The sequence below is a fragment of the Marinomonas sp. MED121 genome (genome assembly GCF_000153025.1).
Taxonomy (GTDB): domain Bacteria; phylum Pseudomonadota; class Gammaproteobacteria; order Pseudomonadales; family Marinomonadaceae; genus Marinomonas.
On sequence record NZ_CH672430.1, the window covers coordinates 305,019 to 324,440 of the forward strand.

Consider the following 19,422-nt stretch of genomic DNA (forward strand, 5'->3'; position numbering starts at 1 on the left):
TAGAAGATTTATTTAAACAAATTTTAGCTAAAAAAAAGACCGCAATAGCGGCCTTTCTTCAACTCCATATTAGGAGTTATTATCACGACGAGGACGACGCTCACCATCACGGCGAGGACGATCACCATCACGACGCGGACGACGATCACCATCACGACGTGGACGACGATCACCATCACGGCGAGGGCGACGATCACCAGCAGGACGCTGTGGCAACTTATCAAGTGACTCAAGCACACTAACTTCAGCACGTTGACCACAAATACGCGTTTTCGCAAGCTTCTCTACTGAATCAGATTTCATCTCAGCAGGAAGATCAACTGTGGCATAGTCTTCATAAATTTCGATATGGCCAATGTAGCGGCTTTCGATATCCGCTTCATTTGCAATCGCACCAACAATGTTACCTGGCTTAACACCATCACGATAACCAACACTTAAGATGTAACGAGTCATCTTAGTATCTGGGCTATCTTTAAGCGGCATAGGCTCAAGCGTTAATGGGCGCTGTTTACGTGGCTCACGAGGCTCTCTATCCGAACGCTCACGACGACCGTTACGCTCATCATTACGCTCGCGGCGCTCTTGACGCACTTCCATCTCAGAAAGAAGCAATGGGTTTTTACCCTGCGCCATATGAGCAAGTGCTGCCGCAACCTTTAACGGCTCAGCTTCATGTTCTTTTTGATAGCTTTCTGCTAATTCAATAAAGAAGTCTAAATCAGCATTATCTAAAGTATCTGTAATACGCTGCTTGAAACGATTTACACGCTGAGTGTTAATATCGGATGCTGTCGGAAGTTGCATGCGCTCGATTGGCTGACGTGTCGCACGCTCGATAGCTTGCAACATACGACGTTCACGATGAGCAACAAACAAGATAGCGTTACCAGTACGTCCTGCACGACCAGTACGACCAATACGGTGAACATAAGATTCGGTATCGTATGGAATGTCATAGTTTACAACATGACTGATACGATCAATATCAAGACCACGCGCTACCACATCGGTTGCGACTAGAATGTCAATTTGACCACGCTTAATACGCTCAACAGTACGCTCACGTAGATTTTGACTGATGTCACCATTTAAGGCTTCACAAGCATGACCACGAGCAGTTAACTTTTCAGCAAGCTCAACAGTGGCAGCTTTAGTTCGAACAAAGATGATCATGCCATCATGTTCAGACATTTCTAGAATACGTGTTAGCGCATCCAGTTTATGCAAACCACTGACTTGCCAGTATTTTTGAGTTATCGAAGTATTTGTTGCTGTTTTAGTAACAATTTTAACTTCTTTCGGGTTATTCAGGTGACGATTAGCCACTTGGCGAATAACAGAAGGCATAGTAGCAGAGAACAAAGCGATTTGACGCTGCTCTGGTGTATGCTCCAAAATCCATTCAACATCATCGATAAAACCCATACGAAGCATTTCATCAGCTTCATCAAGCACAAGTGCTTGTAAAGAGTCTAGCTTCAGTGTTTTACGACGAATGTGATCCATAACACGACCAGGTGTACCAACAACAACCTGCACACCACGTCTTAATTGACGAAGTTGTGTGTCATAAGACATACCACCGTAGATTGGTAAAACATGGAAATCAGGAATGTTGCGAGCATAGGTTTGAAATGCTTCAGAAACCTGAATTGCCAACTCACGTGTTGGTGCTAACACCAATAATTGAGTGTTTTTATCTTTTGGGTTAATTCTCGATAACAACGGTAGCGCAAAAGCCGCTGTTTTACCTGTACCTGTCTGCGCTTGCCCTAAAAGGTCGTGACCTTCTAACAAATGAGGAATACTTTGCGCTTGGATAGGTGATGGTTGTTCGTAGCCTTGATCGACTACGGCTTTTAAGACATTGGCATCTAAGCCCAATGAAGCAAAAGTAGGCTGAATATCAGCGTCAGACATGTATGTGAATACCTTTAGTTTTGGTGGGGGCAACTAGGTTGACCATATGAATCCGGTCGTCCGCAGGACTAAATCGGAAATCAAAATAGTTAAGTTGCAAATATCCGGGGAATTTCTGCGGCGTATTGTATACCAACTAATCAGCGATAGCCAGCCAGAAGATATATCAATTCACGCTTAAATGGAAAAGTCTATTTTTAAGAATTTTTCCATTTAAAACAACCACAAAGGCAGTCAAAAACGCCCATCCCACACATAACTAAGGCTAATTTGACCGTATAAAGGGCGCTATTATGAGCCTTAGCAATCCCTCATAAATAAGGAAATACTAAGAAAACTACTTGCTAGAGCCACTTAACCCAAAGAAGTATAGCTTAAAGTTTAAAGAGAGCCCTTACTTACTCTTATGATCTAATGCCATACCGTCAATGACCTTGTTATAAAGGGGCATTTCTGCATGCGAGCCTAACATTAACGCAACCCATCGCGTCCTAGGGTTAGCCTCTAAAGCCAACTTCACAATGATGGTTAATGGGATAGAAAGTAGCATGCCGACAGCACCAAAAACCCAACCCCACAAGATTAACGATAAAAAGACAACCAAGGTGGACAACCCTAGACCCTTACCCATATACCTAGGCTCAATAATATTTCCCACAATAAGGTTTATGGCTAAATACCCTAACGCCGCCAAGCCTGACGCGACACCACCGAGCTGAACAAACGCCAACATAACTGCCGGAATAGCGGCAATAATCGAACCGATATTCGGGACAAAATTTAACAAGAAGGCAGAAACACCCCATAAAAGCGGGAAATCAACACCAATAATCCAGAGCCATATACCTATAACAAAACCCGTTAGAATACTAACCAAGGTTTTGATGGCTAAATATTGATTTACAGCATTCGAAAAATCTTTAAAACGCTTCAATGACCCAGTTGCATCATCCATGGCTGCGGACAATTTAGTCGGAAAATCTGCCGCTTCAAATAAAATAAAGATAACCGTCATCAAGACTACAAAAACATTTGTGAGCACCCCCCCTAAACTACTTAAGGCATTAGTAACGACTTGCATTAAGATAGAAGGATCAAAATAGCTTCTAATTTTTTCAACCGAAACAGACAGGCCCATATGGTGCAGGAGATCAGTAATCCCGACTAACTCATTAGATAAACGCGCCTTATAACCAGGTAAAGCAGCATAAAAATCGTCCAATGAACTTCCAACAAAAATCACCAAGGAGCCCACAGAAAATATCATGAGCAAAACCACCAGCATGACAGCAATCCCAATAGGCACCTTGTGCCTGGCCAACCAAGCCAATAAAGGCGCAAAGATGATCGCGATAAACATGGACAACATAAAAGGCACAACAATGGCTGAAGCCGCCTTTAAACCAGCGATAATAATGATCAAAGCAGCAAAACCAACTAAAAAGTAAGTCGCTCTATGTGATTCAGCCAAGGCTATCTCCTTCCCTATTTTGTGTAGCGATTAAGTTTATCCCATTGGATAAATGCTTTGAGCATAATCCGCAAGATCTTGTAACATTATCTGTTTTGATTTTGACAACTCTGTCTCTTGCGCCAATTCATTTAAACGATTAAAAAATGCATCCATACAAATGCTAGCGCCAGCACTAGGGTCAAGCAATTTAGCCTGTCGATACTCTTCCCATTCCTGCCTTTGTGTTGAGGTTAATTGCTCAGGGTAGTTTCGCCCTATATAGCGCATCAACATTTCAGGTAATCGCCTATCATCAAAAGACAAGCTTAATTCAGATAATGCATTGAGAGGTGTTTGCCTTATTTCCTCCATTCGCGCCTTATCTTCTCGCGAGAAAAAACCACCAGAATACAGCATCACATCTGGATCTTTATCAATTTTTTCATGGGACTGCATAAACACCTGACTCATTTTATTCGCAAGTTCAGGATAGCTTTTTAATATGGCTAAATTTTGACGACATATTTCACCATCAAGATTTAACCGCGACACCACACTAGTATCTTTCAAAAAGGTTGCAGGTGCCACGGCTGGGCTTCGATTATAATGCAAAGTTTTAAGGGGTAATCTAGGCGTATCACCCAGCGCTTCTTTGGTTGAAAACACTCTGTGACGAATTTCATCAACACTTAAGTCAATCAAGGGCTGAGCATCTTGCATTAAGTCAAATAAGATCACACCATTTTTATTGGTAGGATGCGGAGCAATTGGGGCAACAAAGGCGGCATAGTTTTTTATTGCGCCAAACATACCTGACACATGCAAAAAAGGCTTCATACGATAAGGGTCGATAAATTTTTGTAACTCCCCTTTTTCTCGCATTTTAAAATAATAATCATACAATTTTGGCTGCTTTTGTTTGATCAGTTTCGCCATCTCAATTGTACCGTACACATCTGACAGAGCATCATGTGCCTGCTCATGGGCAATATCATTAGCCTTAGTTAAATCTTCAAGTTTTAAAGAAACCTGACCGTCTTCATTTTTTGGCCAGTTTATTCCTTCGGGCCTGATGGCATAGCACATACGGACTAGATCAATAATGTCCCAACGAGAACACGCGTTTTGCCACTCACGGGCATAAGGATCAATAAAGTTGCGATAAAAGCCAAACCGCACGACTTCATCATCAAAGCGAATACTGTTGTAGCCCAGTGCACAAGTGCCCGGCGTTGCAAACTCTTTTTCAATCATTGCCATAAATTCAGTTTCTGGATAGCCTTCTCGATTCGCATCTTGAGGGCTAATCCCTGTCAGTAAACAAGCATCAGGATGTGGCAACACATCTTCTGCTAATTGACAGTAAATCATAATCGGCTCACCAATTTGATTAAACTCTAAATCAGTACGTATTCCGGCAAATTGCATAGGTCTATCCCGTGCCGGATCTACGCCTGTTGTTTCAAAATCAAACCAGAAAAAAGTAGAAGTTGTAGCGCCAGTCACAAAATTTTCCTGTTAGTAATAAAATAAAAGCGTATTATAACCGCATTTTATTGCCTTATGGCATTAATTAGCTAATTGAAGAAAGAGGTTTATCATAGTGACAACCCCAAATAACTGTCCTTGTAACAGTAGCTTACCCTATGAAATGTGTTGCGGCATGTACCATAACAACCCAGGTACAGCACCAACAGCCGAAGCATTAATGCGTTCTAGATACAGTGCATTTTTTACAAAGAACTTTGATTACATTAATCGCACCCAAAAACTAAAATCCAGCCCAAATCAGAATGTTGACGAAATAGCAGACTGCAATAGCCAAACTCAGTGGATAAAACTCGAGATACTAGAAACTGATAAAGGACTCGAGAAAGACAAAGAAGGTATGGTGTCTTTCAACGCCCATTTTAAAGAAGGCAAACATGTAGGCAAACTCAGCGAGCGCTCTTTATTCAAGCGAGTCAAAGGTGAATGGTTATATATTTCTGGCGAACATGAAGTAGAACAAAACACCCCCCTGATAAACACAGATGAAATGAAGATAGGGAGGAATGATCCTTGTCATTGCGGATCAGGTAAAAAATTTAAAAAGTGCTGTGGTAAATAAAGCTATATCAATACTGGACCAGAAAACCTGACCACTTGTTTAAATAATTAAAAAATCTAAGTTACACTTAAGGAAACTGCGATTAAGTCAGCGTTTCCTTTTATAACTCTTTTTAGCGTTATGGAAAAAGAGACACCCTAGGGTGTTACTTTTTCAGACAGGCCGAATAGGGATTATTCAAAGAGCCAAAAGGTACGACCTAAAAGCCCTATCTTAGATCAAGTTGGAGTGAGCGATGAACTGGATAGAAATAATTGGCTACCTTGCCTCCTTCCTTGTAGCAATATCTTTAATGATGGGATCGATTGTGCGTTTACGCTGGCTAAATTTAGCTGGCGGCGTTACTTTCTCCTTATACGGTTATTTAATAGGCGCCTACCCTGTTGCTTTTGTAAATGGGTTTATTGCCTGTATTAATATCTTTTTTCTTATCAAGATCTATCGAGCAAAAGTTGAATTTAATGTCATTAAAAGTGGCACAGAATCAGGCCAATCAGGTTATATCAGCTTTTTCTTAGATAGATATAAAAATGATATTCATCGATTTTTCCCAGACTTTAATATCTACAAACAAGATATAAAAAGAGAATATTATTTATTAACAGATCAAGAAACTGTGGTTGGAATACTGTCAGGTATTCGTTTAAACGATGACCATTTTCAAATTGACTTAGACTTAGTTACACCTGCTTATCGAGATGCAAGACTAGGTAATTACCTTTTCGGCTCAAATAACCATTTTGGTAGTAAATATAACATACCTATGATTACGGCAAACGCACAAAGTGAAGCTAACCGTCGATATTTAAAAGGCATTGGATTTGAGCCAAGAAAAGATAACGTTTGGCAATATTCTGCGCCGCTTACATAAATGACAAACAGCGCATACGTATTATGGGCATCAATTTATGCTAATGCCTGGTTTCTAGAAGCACACCAAACGCGATACCAATCATCATCAGCTAAGTGTATTTGACAAGCAGCTACAGCTTGCTTTAATCGCTCAATTTTACCAGACCCTAATACAGGACAAATTTTGGCTGGGTGTTTTAATAACCAAGCCAAAGCCAGCTGATCAAGACTAGCAGCTGAGTACTTGTCAGATAACTTAGTTAATTCAGACCTAACTCGATTAACCTGACCGTCTTGCGCTACAAATAAACGACCACCTGCTAAAGGAGACCAAGCCATAGGTGTAACAGCGTGCTGTTGTAAATGATCAAGTTCACCGTTAATAAAGGAAGATGTTTCTAAAACAGAATATTCTGATTGGTTTACAACCAGTGGCACTTCAACTCTCGATTGTAATAAATCAAATTGAGAAGGGGTAAAGTTCGACACGCCAAAATGCTTCACTTTGCCTTGAATCATCAGGTGTTCAAATGCTCTAGCCACCTCATCAGGGTCCATTAAAGGCGTCGGCCTATGCAATAACAACAGATCTAAGTAATCCGTATTAAGTTGTAGCAATGAGTTTTCAATAGAGGCAATAATATGATCAAAACTTAAATCGTATTGATACATACTATGTTCAGGCCTCGCACCCGACTCTAACTTAATGCCACATTTAGAAATAACTTGTATTTTCTCTCTAATAGCAGGCTTTAATGCTAACGCCTCACCAAATAAAGCTTCACATTGATAGTCACCATAAATGTCAGCATGATCAAACGTGGTTACACCAAGAGACATACAGTTTTCAATAAAAGCTAAACGCTCTTGTTTTGATAGCCCCCATTCATCAGCTCGCCAAAAGCCTTGAGCAATGCGGGACCCCTGAAATCCTAGCGGGTGATATTGATGTGATATTGAACTCAAACCTTCCTCTCTTAAAATAAACACAGTGTATTTTTAAATAAGACCTAACTTAATCTAATTTAAAAAATTAATCTTCTAAATATCTTCTGAATTGTAAAATTATTCAGATGTAACAATTAATTATTCAAATAATCAAAAAATGTGAAAATAAAGGTTTTATTCAAATTATATTTTTAAAACCGCTTTTAACGCACATTATTCTGAGTATTATAAGTAGAATTTAAATAAGCAGAAGTAATCATATGAAAAAGACAATCATCGCCTCTTTAATTACCTTGGCTACGGCTTCTAGTATGAGTGCCCATGCTGAAAACTTATTAGATGTTTATAGACTTGCAAAGCAAAATGACCCTGGGCTTCGCTCTGCGGCTGCCACCTATAACTCTCAAAAAGAAGAAGTTACCATCACCAAGGGCAACCTTTTTCCTGATATCGCCTTTGATGCAGATCTTGGTTATACCGACACTGATGCGGATTATGGTGACTCAGATAACAACACTAACTCCCTAAAAGTCAGTCTTGATTATCCGATCTACTCTCCTGCCCTTGGCTATGCTGTCGATGCCGTCGAAATCAACTATGAAAGCTCTGGTGTTGATTATGCCAATACAGAAGAAGATTTAAGCTTTGAAAGTATTTCTGCCTACTTTGACTTATTAACCCAGATGTCGAACTTGAATACGGCAAAATCACAAGCAAAAGCAACAGCAAGTCAATTGGATCAGGTGAAAAAGCAATATGAAGTGGGCCAGGTTGCTATCACTGACCTACATACCGCTCAGGCTGAGTATGACTCCAATATCGTAGATATTATCAGCGCCGAAGCGGATATGATTAATGCACAAGAAACCTTACGTCAGTTAACCGGCAAACTCATTACTGATGTGCCAGATTTGTCTAAAGATTACCCTATCATTATGCCAATTGGTAAAACCGCCACTAACTATGTGGATCTGGCTAAAAGACAAAACAAAGACATTAAAAGTCTGATGCTGGCGAACGAATACGCTCAAACTAACATTGAGATTCAAAAATCCAATGGCCGTGTACCAACTGTCACTGTCTCTGGCAGCCTGACTCGCAGCGACAGCGATACCTCTCCGACGGCCAGCTCTGATGGCGAAGCTTTAGCCGCTTACATTGGCGTAAACGTGAGCATCCCGCTTTATCAAGGTGGTGCCATTGATGCTACGGTAAAACAGTCTGTGTATGATGCGGTTGCTGCTGAAGAGAACTTAGAAGATGGTATCCAAACCACTGAGCTTGCGGTCAGATCCCTTTATCGTGATCTTAAAACCTCTGTCGCTCAAATTGCCGCGCAAAAGCAACTGATTATCTCCAACACCAGCTCATTAGAAGCCACGCAAGCAGGCTACGATGTCGGCACACGCAACATTGTTGAGTTGTTAGATGCTCAGTCTGACCTCTACGACTCACAAGGCACATTAGAACAACTAAGATACAGCTTTGCCGTGAAGCAAATGTCATTATTGGAATACACAGGTGAACTCACAGAAGAAAAAATCAGTGAGCTAAATTCTTGGCTTGCTTACTAATCTTTTTCATAAAAAAAGCTTAACATAAAAAAAGGGCGCTATTAGCGCCCTTTTTCCGTCCTATTCCAAACTAAAGACAATCAAAGCCCATTAACTGACTAAAAATAGCCAAATTCCTAGTTACGCTTTTATATTAAGAGGCTTATAATAATCGCCATTTTTACAACTGGAATTGATGAGTCTCTTATGTCTGAAATCAGAACACGTATCGCTCCGTCGCCAACGGGTGACCCTCATGTTGGTACCGCGTATATCGCTTTATTTAATATGGCTTTTGCTCGCAAAATGGGCGGTAAGTTCATTCTTCGAATTGAAGATACAGATCAAACTCGTAGTACTCCAGAGTCCGAAAAGATGATTCTAGACGCACTACGCTGGCTTGGCTTAGATTGGGCAGAAGGACCTGATGTAGGCGGTGAGTATGGCCCATATCGTCAAAGCGAGCGTGGTGATATTTATACAGAATACGCTAAAGAGTTAGTGCAAAAAGGCCATGCATTTTATGCCTTTGAAACTGCTGAAGAACTCGACCAAATGCGTAATGAACAAAGAGAAAACGGCCTTCAACCAAAATATGATGGTCGCGCATTAAATTTAAGCGATGCTGAAGTACAAGCAAAACTGGATGCTGGTGTTCCTTATGTTATTCGCATGAAGATTCCTGAAGAAGGAATTTGCCGAGTGCAAGATATGCTTCGTGGCGAAATCGAAATTGATTGGGCCCAAGTTGACATGCAGGTTCTCTTAAAAGCAGATGGCATGCCAACCTACCACCTTGCCAATGTTGTTGATGACCACTTAATGAAAATCACCCATGTTATCCGTGGTGAAGAATGGATCAACTCAGCACCTAAGCATATCTTGCTATATCAATACTTTGGTTGGGACATGCCGACACTGTGCCACATGCCTCTGTTACGTAACCCTGACAAATCCAAACTGTCTAAACGTAAAAACCCAACTAGCATACTTTACTATCAGCGCATGGGTTATCTTGCTGAAGCAGTTGTTAATTATCTTGGTCGTATGGGCTGGTCTATGCCTGACGAAAGAGAAAAGTTCTCTTTAGATGACATGATCGAACATTTTGATATACAACGCGTTTCTTTAGGCGGCCCTGTTTTTGATGTTGAAAAACTTAGCTGGCTTAACGGTTTATGGATTCGTGAAGACTTAAACCCTCAAGCCTTTGCTCAGAAATTCCAAGAGTGGGCGTTAAACCCAGAATATCTCATGCAAATTCTACCTTTGATCACACCTAGAATTGAGAAATTTTCAGATGTCGCTGATGTGGCTGGATTCTTCTTAAAAGGCCACTTAGATATTCATGCTAGCAGTTTCGATGGCCTTAAACTTGAAGATGAGACCTTAAGAAAAGCACTGCAGTTTGCCACATGGAAGCTTGAATCACTTAGCAAGTGGGAAAAAGACGAAATCTTTAATGCGATGAAATCCCTAGCTCAAACAATGGAAATCAAACCAAAAGATTTCTTTGCACCCTTGTTTGTTGCCATAGCAGGCACTACATCGTCAGTCTCTGTCTTTGACTCCATGGCAATTCTTGGACCTGATATATCAAGAGCACGACTAAGAGCTGCAGTTAACGCTGTTGGCTCACCCTCTAAGAAAGAAGGCAAGCGTTGGGAAAAAGAGTTCCAAGCACTTTAACCTTCGATTTTTAGATATAAAAAAACCGGCTCTTGCCGGTTTTTTTATATCTAGCTAATAACTTAACCTGTCGTAAACACGCGGGTTTTACTATCAAGATGATCAACCAAACTATGAATCTGGTTAGTGTTATCTGCAATAGTAGAGATGGAATCCGTATCTGCCTGCAACTGCTGAGCAATGTTATCCATGTCTTCACTCATATGTACGGCTGTTTTAGACACTTCTTGAATTGAATGCGCCATATGATTAGCAGAATCAGCACCTGTTCTGGCATTAACCTCAATTTCACGCATTGCCTGTTCAGCTTTCTCACCTGACTCTTCTATAGCTAAAAGGTTTTCTTGACCATTTTTCATGGTTGAAATTGCAGAGGTTGTTGAGGTTTGAATGGTACTGACGATATCCGTAATTCGAGCAGTTGCATCAACCGTTTTCTCTGCTAATGAGCGAACTTCATCCGCCACAACCGAGAAGCCTCGACCTGCTTCACCGGCACGTGCAGCTTCAATCGCTGCGTTAAGCGCCAATAGGTTCGTTTGGTTTGCTAGGTCATTGATCATGGAGATCACACCGTCAATGTCTTTCGACAAACGGCCTAACTCATTTAACTGATCACCGGTCTTATTAACAAACTCGACCGTTTTAGACAGGTTAAACAAGGCTTCTTTAATGGTTTCGGCCCCGTTTTTAGCTGATTCATAAGTTTCCTTAGACTGACTACTCAAGGTATCGGTTGTATCAGAAATACTTGAAATCGTGGTTGAGATCTCTTCAGTCGCTGCTGCAAGAGAGTTAGTTTGCGTATTAATTGACTTGTTGCTATCTGCAATATTCGCTACCGCTGTATTCAACTCAGACACCATGTCGTTCACTTCTGTCGTGGTCGATACAACATCACTCACCACAGAACCTAAACCACCGGTCATTTCATTAACCGATCCACAAAGCGCATCAAATTCATCATTACGTTTAGCATTAATAGATAAGCGAGCCGTTAGATCACCTTCTTTCACTTTCACCAAGTCACGGATAATTTGGTTAAGTGTTTTATTAACGCTTTTTCCAATTCCCATCATCATGATACCGGCGAATACTGCTACTACGATACTAACGCTAATTAGCGTGAAACTTGCTTGCTTAGAGCTATCTTGTGCTAGGGTTGCAGCACCGATAATGAGACTTGAAAGGTAGTCAGAAGATGCCGATCGATTCGCAGCAAATTCCGCTTTTTGTTCAGCAAACACCCTTTCAGCTTCAATGGTCGCTGTATTTTGAACCGTTAATTTTTCGACAGATGCTAAATAAGCTTCGATGTTAGCGCCAAAGCGCTCTTCCAAACCGAAGTTTTTAACACGTTTAAAGAAGCTATTATATTTTTCTAAAAAATAAGCTCTGTTATCTTCTGTTGTTTCAAAGATATAGTTTTTTTCAGCTTCCCTCACTGGTAAAAACTCTTGTTTTACCAAGCTTAAGAAGGAAATTTCACCTAAAACGACTTCCCCCAGGTTGGCAATTTCACCCTTAATACCTGAGTTTCCATCAAAGCCTAAAATATGCCTTTGATGCACTATATTGGTTAACGAATTGGAATAACTCTCCAAACTGGCTTTTGTTGACTCAAGTGCAGCTCGACCTTCTTCGGTATTAATTTGGCTAATATTCTCATCCAAACTCACAAGAAACGTAGCTTTATTAGAGTTAATACCCTCAATATACGCTTCATAATTATCATTATTAATGGTCAAAACACCTTCGTATTTTTCCATCATTGAGATAACAAGGGCATCGAGATTACTTTCTATATTTGAGAGGGATTGAAGGCGGGAGGAAGTTGCTTGCTGAGTATTTAAACCATTTAGTGCGACCAGGGTAACTACGACAAACCCACTAATTGCACAAAATAGTAAAATGGTGAGCTTTGCTCTAAAGCTTAAATTTACCAACATAATTGCATTCACCTGATTAAGCTGTATTGAATTGTTACACGATGTTACATTTCATCGTCTTTCTTAGACTTATGTCTAAGAAGAGTAACCCATGCTATTTCGTATCGAAACAATTTTTTTAAACTTAACAATATTTTTTTATTTTAAGAATATCATTACAACAATGTCCATCTTGTTTTTAAAAAAACCTTTAAGTTCAGCACTCTATCCTAGGTGCATTACTAGAGGTTATCAAAAAGAATTGCTATTTCCTATATTGATTTAATATTCCTCTTTATCAGATATGCCTCAATTTCATGCTTTAAGCACAAATAAACTCACTCTTTTTAATTATCCTATCTTTACAGTATAAGCGCAAAATGAGCTTTTACTTCTTAAAAAAGCGATGCATAAACCCAACCCTCAAAGCTTTACCAAAATGAAGATTTCTTATTTAGAAACAAGGCAGGACGACTCGCTTTCCAAGCATTAAAGAGAAAAAGAAGGTTAACCATAGCCCCATCTACCAATGAAGTACCTGATCAAGAGCACAAACATTAAATTAAGTTTTTGCATTTAAAGATGTGATATTTTGGTCAAATATTCATTCTGAAAAACTGAGTCGCTGAAGTTTAAGGAAGCGTTAAGATCGATGATTCAAGACAGATCCCCACAAAAAAAGGCCCGTAAAACGGGCCTCTTTAAAACACTCACATAACTCTAAGCTTAATTTTGTTTAGTCGCGTGCCACTGACCAACTAAATCACGCTCTTCATCTGTCATTTGCGTAATATTTGCTAATGGCATGGTTTTCAGAACCACTGAACGCTGAAAAATACGCTCTGATGATGCATCAATTTGCGCCTGAGTTTCTAGCAAGATACCAAGTGGCGCTGCTGTAAACATTTCTGAGGTTGGTTTAGCTGCATGACAACTAGCACAACGCTCTTGAACTATCACATTCACTTTTTGCTCTAATTCAAGTACAGCATCCGCCGTTTGTTCAACTGCTGCATTTGCGGTTACTGGAGCAACATAAGCTGCAGGTTTAGTGATAAACGCCAAACCTAGTAAGGCAACAACCCCCACAGGTAAGATCCAAGCAGACTTTTCAGGCTTATGCTGAATATTAAAGTGATGACGAATAGCCATACTAATCACAACCAAGCCTAATAGGATTGCCCAGTTATGTGCATCACTAAAAGTAGATGGGTAGTGGTTAGAGATCATGATGAACAAGATCGGCAGTGTTAGGTAGTTATTGTGACGCGAACGCAACAACGCCTTAGCACCGTATTTAGGGTCAACCTCTTCGCCTTTTTCTACCGCAGCAATCAAGGCTCGTTGTGAAGGCATAATCACATGCGCAACGTTACCCACCATCATAGTACCTATCATGGCACCAATATGAATGAATGCGCCACGACCACTGAAGACTTGCGTTAGACCATATGCAGCTAGAGACATTAGAACAAAACCCACAGCCACTAATACTTGAGGATTATTGGCTAACAAGTCACATAAATAGTGATAGATAACCCAAGTTGCGACTATGACTAAAATACCAATCGCCACGGCCTGCCATGCTTCAAGCGCCATAACTTGCGGGTCAATCAGATAAAGATTGGCGTTCATATAATATTGAACAAATAATAAAGCAATACCTGTCAACCAAGTTGTGTATGCTTCCCATTTAAACCAATGTAAGGTTTCCGGCATTTTTTCCGGTGCAGATTTGTATTTTTCTAGACGGTAAATACCGCCACCATGAATGGCCCAAAGATAGCCAGAAATTCCTTCTTTTTGCTTGCCTGTTCTAACTAGGTTATTTTCCAACCAGTTAAAGTAAAAAGATGCGCCTATCCACGCGATACCAGCCGTGATATGAAACCAACGTACTAGTAAGTTTAACCATTCATTATAGTGGCCATCTAACATTTTAAACCCCTTCGAAACTCATTGCTGCAATTTGAATATCACTTCCATCTGGGAAAAAGAATTCATCACAATTGTGCCCTTCTCCAATTCTGTCTACGACTAAAAAGTCAGATACAGCGTCGAGAGCCAATAATGGATGATGCCAAGTTCCAGTGAAGTAATTTACCCCTTGAGCCCCCGTCGCATAGAACAAACGCAACCTACTCAGATCTGGTTCTTCATCATTTAATGCCGGCGCCACAACCACAAGATAAGGTCGTTGTTGCAATGGCATAAATGCTTGAGAACCTTTTGGATGACGCTCTAGCATTTCAATTTGCATTGGAAATTGCCTTGCATCTCCGCGAAAAATACTGATACCACCTCTGGCTTCACCTTTGGTTTCCACTTCAGCAAGGTCATGAAAGCGCTGAGTAGTGCCGCCATTAATTGCAAATTGGTTGTTACATTGTTCGGTATCAATCACTTGTCCAAACTCTGCAAAGGCATCAGCCGTAAGTGTTTCTACTTTCAGTTTCATCACGAATCCTGTTCTTTTATTCGCGAGCCTAATAACTAGGCCCGCCCTTTTATCTAATTAGTTTTTTACTGGCTTACCCATCAAACGAATACGGCTTACACCACCATCAGGGAAAATATTCATTCTTACATGAGTAATCACACCAACATGGTTAAGCTCTTCAGCGAATACATGTTCAGCATCGGCAGATAAAGATTGCTTAGGCAACAACTCTTTCCAGTAGATACTTTGCGCTGCTAATGTTAAATCAGGAAGGTCTGAAATATTGGCTACTTGCAAAGATAGGCCATCAGGGAAGTTGCCTTTAAAGAAAGCCGTATCGATAGTAACAGACTCAACTTCACCTGGATGACCAAGCGCTAGAATCACCCAATCGTTACCAGGTTCGCGACGACGGCGAGTTTCCCAACCATCACCCATGTTAATTCCCTTACCAGGCATGATGATGTTGTGCATAGTACCAAAATGTTCATCGTTACAAGCCAGAGCACGACCACCATTTTCAACCGCAACTAAGTCAATCTGCTTATCACCGGTAATATCATCCCAACGCACTTCTGGTTCACCATATACACGTAAACGAGCGATACCACCATCAGGATAGATATTAACGCGAATGTGGTTGTAAACAGTGTCGTCATTCACATCTACAAACAACTGGTTATTACCAGAAAGCGCAATATTTTCTGTAATTTCTGTCCATTGCGTATTTTCATCAGGTGTTGTTTCTGAGTAACAAGCTTCGATTAAAGTCGCTGGCGCAAAGTTACCGGTAAAAAAACGAGTATCAATTTCAAGTGTTTTGATTTTACCTGAGATACCTAACTTGATAATGCCATAGTCAAAACCTTCAGAACGTTTACGACGGCTTTCCCAACCATCCATCCACTTACCGTTGTCATCGTATTTATCATCAATCCATACTGGGTCGTGATCTTGAATCATACGGCTGATTGGTGCAAAGAAATCATCAGTAGCATACAGGGCTTCAGCACCAAGACGGGCAGATGCGAGATTAACTCCGTACCAAACTTTTTCAGTGTTAGACATGGTTTCTCCTATAAAGGCTTAGGTAAAATAAAATTTTCATCATTCTTGGCTACAGATAGTGAAAAGCGTTAAATCGGAAAACCAAAGAATGAAATTAATGTTTCAATAATGCAACTATAATACATTTGTTTCAACATGGCCAAATTTTTTTTCCCGAACCGCCCTTTTTTGAAGGAAAAAGGTATACTCTGAATAACTTCTTAGCACTAAGAGCGAATTAAGGTAACTAAACCTAATTCTTCCCAGTATTTTGATGCGGAACTGACTATTACTCATGCAAGACCTATCTATAGAACAAAGAATTAAGCAAATTTACGATCAGTTATCTCCAACGCAGCAAAAGCTGGCATCTTGTATTTTGAATCACCAAGGTGATATCGCCACCTACTCTGCGACGGAACTAGCCAAATTGGCTGGCGTCTCAAAGTCAGCGGTCACGCGATTATTACAAAGATTAGAATATAAGGACTTTGGCGAAGTTAAGCGTCAAGTTCGCGCCGCTAGACGTTGGGGCACGCCTATTGCTGAAAAGCAGCCTGAACATCAATCCATTTCTACTGTGTTTAATGACTATATTCAATGTGATCAAAACAATATCCAAAGAACACTTGAATCCATTCAAACCAGTGATTTTGATGAAGCCGTAAAATCGATTGGTCAGGCCGAACGAGTTTATGTCATTGGTTATCGCAACAATCATGCTTTAGCACTTCATTTACGCCAGCAACTGACCCAATGTCGCGATAATGTGAACCTCTTACCACTACCTGGTCAAACATTGGGCGAAGAAGTCGCCAGTTTCACCAATAAAGATACTGTTATCATCATGGGCATCCGCCGTCGTCCTGCTTGGTTAAAAAACCTAATGATCACCCTTAGGAAACGAGGCATTTTTCTGATCTACATAACAGATCATGCGGATGTAAACCCTAAAGAGGTGAGTGATATTCATTTTTCTTGTGTGGTACGTGGTGTATCAGCGTTTGACTCTTATGCCAGTGTCATGAATATCATTAGTGTCCTTGCTAACGGGGTTTACCAAGAAAATTACAATGAAGCCAATGATAGAATCCAAGCGATTGAAGAAACCTATCAAACCTTGAATGAACTCGATATGGCGGCCCTTAATAACGGCGCACTTATCGATGAATTTGAAGCTTAGACTTTCAAAAAACATAATAACAACTGATATAAATTAACTAGTAGTAACGCTTTTCAAACGGAAATATTAATGAACGCACTCACACTTGGACCCCTTTCCAACGCCAATGGCGAAATTCAAATCCCAGGATCAAAAAGTTTATCCAACCGTATTTTACTTTTAGCCGCTTTAGCAAAAGGTGAAACCAAGATCACAAACTTACTAGACAGTGATGATATACGTCACATGTTGGATGCTCTCACCAGTCTAGGGGTTAGTTATCAGCTTAGTGACAATGGCACAAGCTGCACAGTACAAGGTGTCGCTGGCCCACTTTCCAATGCCACCGATAACACCATTTCTGCAGATTTGTTTTTAGGCAATGCAGGCACTGCCATGCGCCCTCTAACGGCAGCCCTTTGTTTGGGTAAAGGTGAATACCTTTTACACGGTGAGCCTCGAATGCATGAACGTCCAATTGGTGATCTAGTTATCGCATTACGTCAACTGGGTGCGGATGTAGAATATCAAGGTGAAGAAAATTACCCACCGCTAAAAATTCGCGCTAATGGCATTCAAGGTGGTGAAGTTTCAATCAAAGGCAATATCTCCAGCCAATTTTTAACCGCTATTTTAATGAGTGCTCCTTTAGCACAAAATGACTTAACTATTCATGTGGATGGTGAGTTGGTGTCAAAGCCCTATATTGATATCACACTGCATGTGATGAAGCAGTTTGGTGTTGACGTTGAAAACCAAAACTATCAAAGCTTTGTTGTGAAAGGCAATCAGACTTATGTCAGCCCCGGTGAAATCATGGTTGAAGGGGATGCCTCTTCGGCGTCTTACTTTTTGGCAGCTGCCGCCATCGCTGGCGGCACTATCAAGGTTCATGGTATTGGTACTGACAGTGTACAAGGGGATGTGAAATTCGCTGAAGTACTCGCCGCCATGGGTGCCAACATCAGTTATGGTCCTACTTGGGTGAAAGCGAGTAAAGGTGAATTAAACGGTGTTGATTTAGACATGAATCATATCCCAGATGCAGCCATGACGATTGCAACAACCGCTCTATTTGCAAAAGGCCCGACTCGTATTCGCAATATTTACAACTGGCGCGTAAAAGAAACGGATAGACTTAATGCCATGGCAACCGAGCTTCGTAAATTAGGCGCGACGGTAGACGAAGGTGAAGATTATATTTATGTTGAACCTTTAGCAGATGTACAACATGCTGCAATCGATACCTATAACGATCATAGGATTGCAATGTGTTTTTCTCTTGTGGCCTTCTCTAATAGCCAAGTCACCATCAATGATCCAGGCTGTACATCAAAAACATTTCCAACTTACTTTGATCTTTTCAAAAAAATCAGTAGCTAATGTTTCGTCGCCATAAAAAAACCAGCTTAGGCTGGTTTTTTTATTGAGCACAAAGACGGTAACAAAATTTACTTTGCTAGGTCTTTATTCGCTTCTTTTATTTCATTCGCTTCAATATCACCACTTTCAAACGAAAAAATCCCCTTGGTTCTGTCTTTAGCAATCCTTGCTTTCATCTTCTGCGCAAATTTATGCTTAATCAACTCCAACTCTATCACTTGATCAGAGCTTAATAATTGATATATTTCAACTTGCTGCTGAGCAAAAAGGCGCATAACTCGAGTGCTAATATCTGCTTGCACACTCGCTGCCTCAGATACTTTCTTCATATAATCCTTATCAGTTGGCCTTAACTCAGCCATGATCTGGACTTCTACTGCAATTTTACCCTGGAGTATTTTTCTCTGTTCAGAATAGCGATCAATAATTTCAGCTAACTCAGCCTTTACGGGATCTGAAAGTTGTAGTTTGCGCGTTAAATAATATACCACATGATGATTTGGCATGGTGTTACCAGATCGTGTGCCTACAGCCTTAGGAAAAATCGCCTGAGGTAAATCAGAAGGCTTATGAAAGCGACCTTCAGGAGCATCAGGTGGTGGTGGAGGTGGCGGTATACGTTTAAACCCGTCTAATAACTCACGTTTAAATTCCTGAGATTGCCAATGGATATAGACATAGGGCGAGAGAACCAGTGCAACTAATGCAAAAGCAATGATGACACCCCATGTTCTCGTAATTGTGATTACCATTCATAACTCCTTTTCAGGCTTGCAACGGCCATTACTTTAATTATGACCATTAACCCGTCAAGATGTGTCAGTGAGAAGTAATCTTGCGGTAAAATTTTATAAAAATGGCTAGACGCCCTGAAAAATACGCTATTTTACTAGCCTATATTTAGGGCTCTAGATTAATTCAAAATTTCACTTTA

15 protein-coding genes are annotated in these 19,422 nt (G+C 40.6%); 6 read left to right on the forward strand and 9 right to left on the reverse strand.

From position 1 onward, the window contains the following. Nucleotides 1-69: 69 nt before the first annotated feature. The 3 genes from MED121_RS09345 to sbcB form a co-directional block, all read right to left on the reverse strand. Entirely contained in the window at nucleotides 70-1,923 is a 1,854-nt protein-coding gene (locus tag MED121_RS09345) for a DEAD/DEAH box helicase (protein WP_009833428.1), read from the reverse strand. Between the two features lie 394 nt (nucleotides 1,924-2,317). Next, nucleotides 2,318-3,394, reverse strand: a complete 1,077-nt coding sequence (locus tag MED121_RS09350; RefSeq protein WP_009833429.1) for an AI-2E family transporter — start codon at nucleotides 3,392-3,394, stop codon at nucleotides 2,318-2,320. A gap of 36 nt (nucleotides 3,395-3,430) precedes the next feature. Beyond that, nucleotides 3,431-4,882, reverse strand: a complete 1,452-nt coding sequence (gene sbcB / locus MED121_RS09355) for an exodeoxyribonuclease I (RefSeq protein WP_036179857.1) — start codon at nucleotides 4,880-4,882, stop codon at nucleotides 3,431-3,433. Nucleotides 4,883-4,979: 97 nt separating this feature from the next. Here sbcB and MED121_RS09360 point away from each other — a divergent pair, with 97 nt between their 5' ends. Together MED121_RS09360 and MED121_RS09365 are read left to right on the forward strand one after the other, a co-directional pair. Continuing rightward, a complete protein-coding gene (locus tag MED121_RS09360; protein WP_116371603.1) occupies nucleotides 4,980-5,486 on the forward strand; it encodes a YchJ family metal-binding protein in 507 nt (168 codons plus the stop codon). Nucleotides 5,487-5,721: 235 nt separating this feature from the next. Then, nucleotides 5,722-6,357: a hypothetical protein gene (locus tag MED121_RS09365; protein ID WP_009833432.1), complete on the forward strand. Its 636-nt coding sequence runs from the start codon at nucleotides 5,722-5,724 to the stop codon at nucleotides 6,355-6,357. 35 nt (nucleotides 6,358-6,392) lie between these two features. Here the strand turns inward: MED121_RS09365 and MED121_RS09370 are convergent, their stop codons facing one another. Beyond that, nucleotides 6,393-7,304 carry an aldo/keto reductase gene (locus MED121_RS09370; RefSeq protein ID WP_242603196.1) on the reverse strand — a complete coding sequence of 304 codons (912 nt, stop codon included), beginning with the start codon at nucleotides 7,302-7,304 and terminating at the stop codon, nucleotides 6,393-6,395. Nucleotides 7,305-7,546: 242 nt separating this feature from the next. Here MED121_RS09370 and MED121_RS09375 point away from each other — a divergent pair, with 242 nt between their 5' ends. Next, nucleotides 7,547-8,860 carry a TolC family outer membrane protein gene (locus MED121_RS09375; RefSeq protein WP_009833434.1) on the forward strand — a complete coding sequence of 438 codons (1,314 nt, stop codon included), beginning with the start codon at nucleotides 7,547-7,549 and terminating at the stop codon, nucleotides 8,858-8,860. Between the two features lie 186 nt (nucleotides 8,861-9,046). Further along, the gene (gltX, locus tag MED121_RS09380) at nucleotides 9,047-10,528 is read left to right on the forward strand and encodes a glutamate--tRNA ligase (RefSeq protein WP_009833435.1); all 1,482 of its coding nucleotides are present in this window, start codon (nucleotides 9,047-9,049) and stop codon (nucleotides 10,526-10,528) included. A 62-nt stretch (nucleotides 10,529-10,590) separates the two neighbouring features. On the opposite strand, the gene MED121_RS09385 is transcribed toward gltX, so the two are convergent. From MED121_RS09385 to alc, 4 genes are all read right to left on the reverse strand, one after another. Beyond that, nucleotides 10,591-12,477 (reverse strand): HAMP domain-containing methyl-accepting chemotaxis protein, encoded by a 1,887-nt coding sequence (locus MED121_RS09385; protein WP_009833436.1) that lies wholly within the window; start codon nucleotides 12,475-12,477, stop codon nucleotides 10,591-10,593. A 705-nt stretch (nucleotides 12,478-13,182) separates the two neighbouring features. Next, the gene (locus MED121_RS09390; RefSeq protein ID WP_009833437.1) at nucleotides 13,183-14,394 is read right to left on the reverse strand and encodes a urate hydroxylase PuuD; all 1,212 of its coding nucleotides are present in this window, start codon (nucleotides 14,392-14,394) and stop codon (nucleotides 13,183-13,185) included. A 1-nt stretch (nucleotide 14,395) separates the two neighbouring features. Next, on the reverse strand, nucleotides 14,396-14,917 hold the full coding sequence (locus MED121_RS09395) for an ureidoglycolate lyase (RefSeq protein ID WP_207382800.1): 522 nt from the start codon (nucleotides 14,915-14,917) through the stop codon (nucleotides 14,396-14,398). Nucleotides 14,918-14,971: 54 nt separating this feature from the next. After that, nucleotides 14,972-15,964 (reverse strand): allantoicase, encoded by a 993-nt coding sequence (alc, locus tag MED121_RS09400; protein ID WP_009833439.1) that lies wholly within the window; start codon nucleotides 15,962-15,964, stop codon nucleotides 14,972-14,974. Nucleotides 15,965-16,238: 274 nt separating this feature from the next. Here alc and MED121_RS09405 point away from each other — a divergent pair, with 274 nt between their 5' ends. Further along, nucleotides 16,239-17,126 (forward strand): MurR/RpiR family transcriptional regulator, encoded by an 888-nt coding sequence (locus MED121_RS09405; RefSeq protein ID WP_009833440.1) that lies wholly within the window; start codon nucleotides 16,239-16,241, stop codon nucleotides 17,124-17,126. A gap of 69 nt (nucleotides 17,127-17,195) precedes the next feature. Further along, nucleotides 17,196-18,488: a 3-phosphoshikimate 1-carboxyvinyltransferase gene (aroA, locus tag MED121_RS09410; RefSeq protein ID WP_009833441.1), complete on the forward strand. Its 1,293-nt coding sequence runs from the start codon at nucleotides 17,196-17,198 to the stop codon at nucleotides 18,486-18,488. Nucleotides 18,489-18,556: 68 nt separating this feature from the next. Here aroA and MED121_RS09415 read toward each other — a convergent pair whose 3' ends face one another. Next, nucleotides 18,557-19,240 carry a thiamine biosynthesis protein ThiC gene (locus tag MED121_RS09415; RefSeq protein ID WP_009833442.1) on the reverse strand — a complete coding sequence of 228 codons (684 nt, stop codon included), beginning with the start codon at nucleotides 19,238-19,240 and terminating at the stop codon, nucleotides 18,557-18,559. Between the last annotated feature and the right edge of the window lie 182 nt (nucleotides 19,241-19,422).

Bases quoted from the DNA above. Each gene is read 5' to 3' on its own strand.
- MED121_RS09345 (WP_009833428.1), bottom strand. From the start codon at position 1,923: ATGTCTGACGCTGATATTCAGCCTACTTTTGCTTCATTGGGCTTAGAT.
- MED121_RS09365 (WP_009833432.1), top strand. From the start codon at position 5,722: ATGAACTGGATAGAAATAATTGGCTACCTTGCCTCCTTCCTTGTAGCA.
- MED121_RS09375 (WP_009833434.1), top strand. From the start codon at position 7,547: ATGAAAAAGACAATCATCGCCTCTTTAATTACCTTGGCTACGGCTTCT.
- gltX (WP_009833435.1), top strand. From the start codon at position 9,047: ATGTCTGAAATCAGAACACGTATCGCTCCGTCGCCAACGGGTGACCCT.
- MED121_RS09385 (WP_009833436.1), bottom strand. From the start codon at position 12,477: ATGTTGGTAAATTTAAGCTTTAGAGCAAAGCTCACCATTTTACTATTT.
- MED121_RS09390 (WP_009833437.1), bottom strand. From the start codon at position 14,394: ATGTTAGATGGCCACTATAATGAATGGTTAAACTTACTAGTACGTTGG.
- alc (WP_009833439.1), bottom strand. From the start codon at position 15,964: ATGTCTAACACTGAAAAAGTTTGGTACGGAGTTAATCTCGCATCTGCC.
- MED121_RS09405 (WP_009833440.1), top strand. From the start codon at position 16,239: ATGCAAGACCTATCTATAGAACAAAGAATTAAGCAAATTTACGATCAG.
- aroA (WP_009833441.1), top strand. From the start codon at position 17,196: ATGAACGCACTCACACTTGGACCCCTTTCCAACGCCAATGGCGAAATT.
- MED121_RS09415 (WP_009833442.1), bottom strand. From the start codon at position 19,240: ATGGTAATCACAATTACGAGAACATGGGGTGTCATCATTGCTTTTGCA.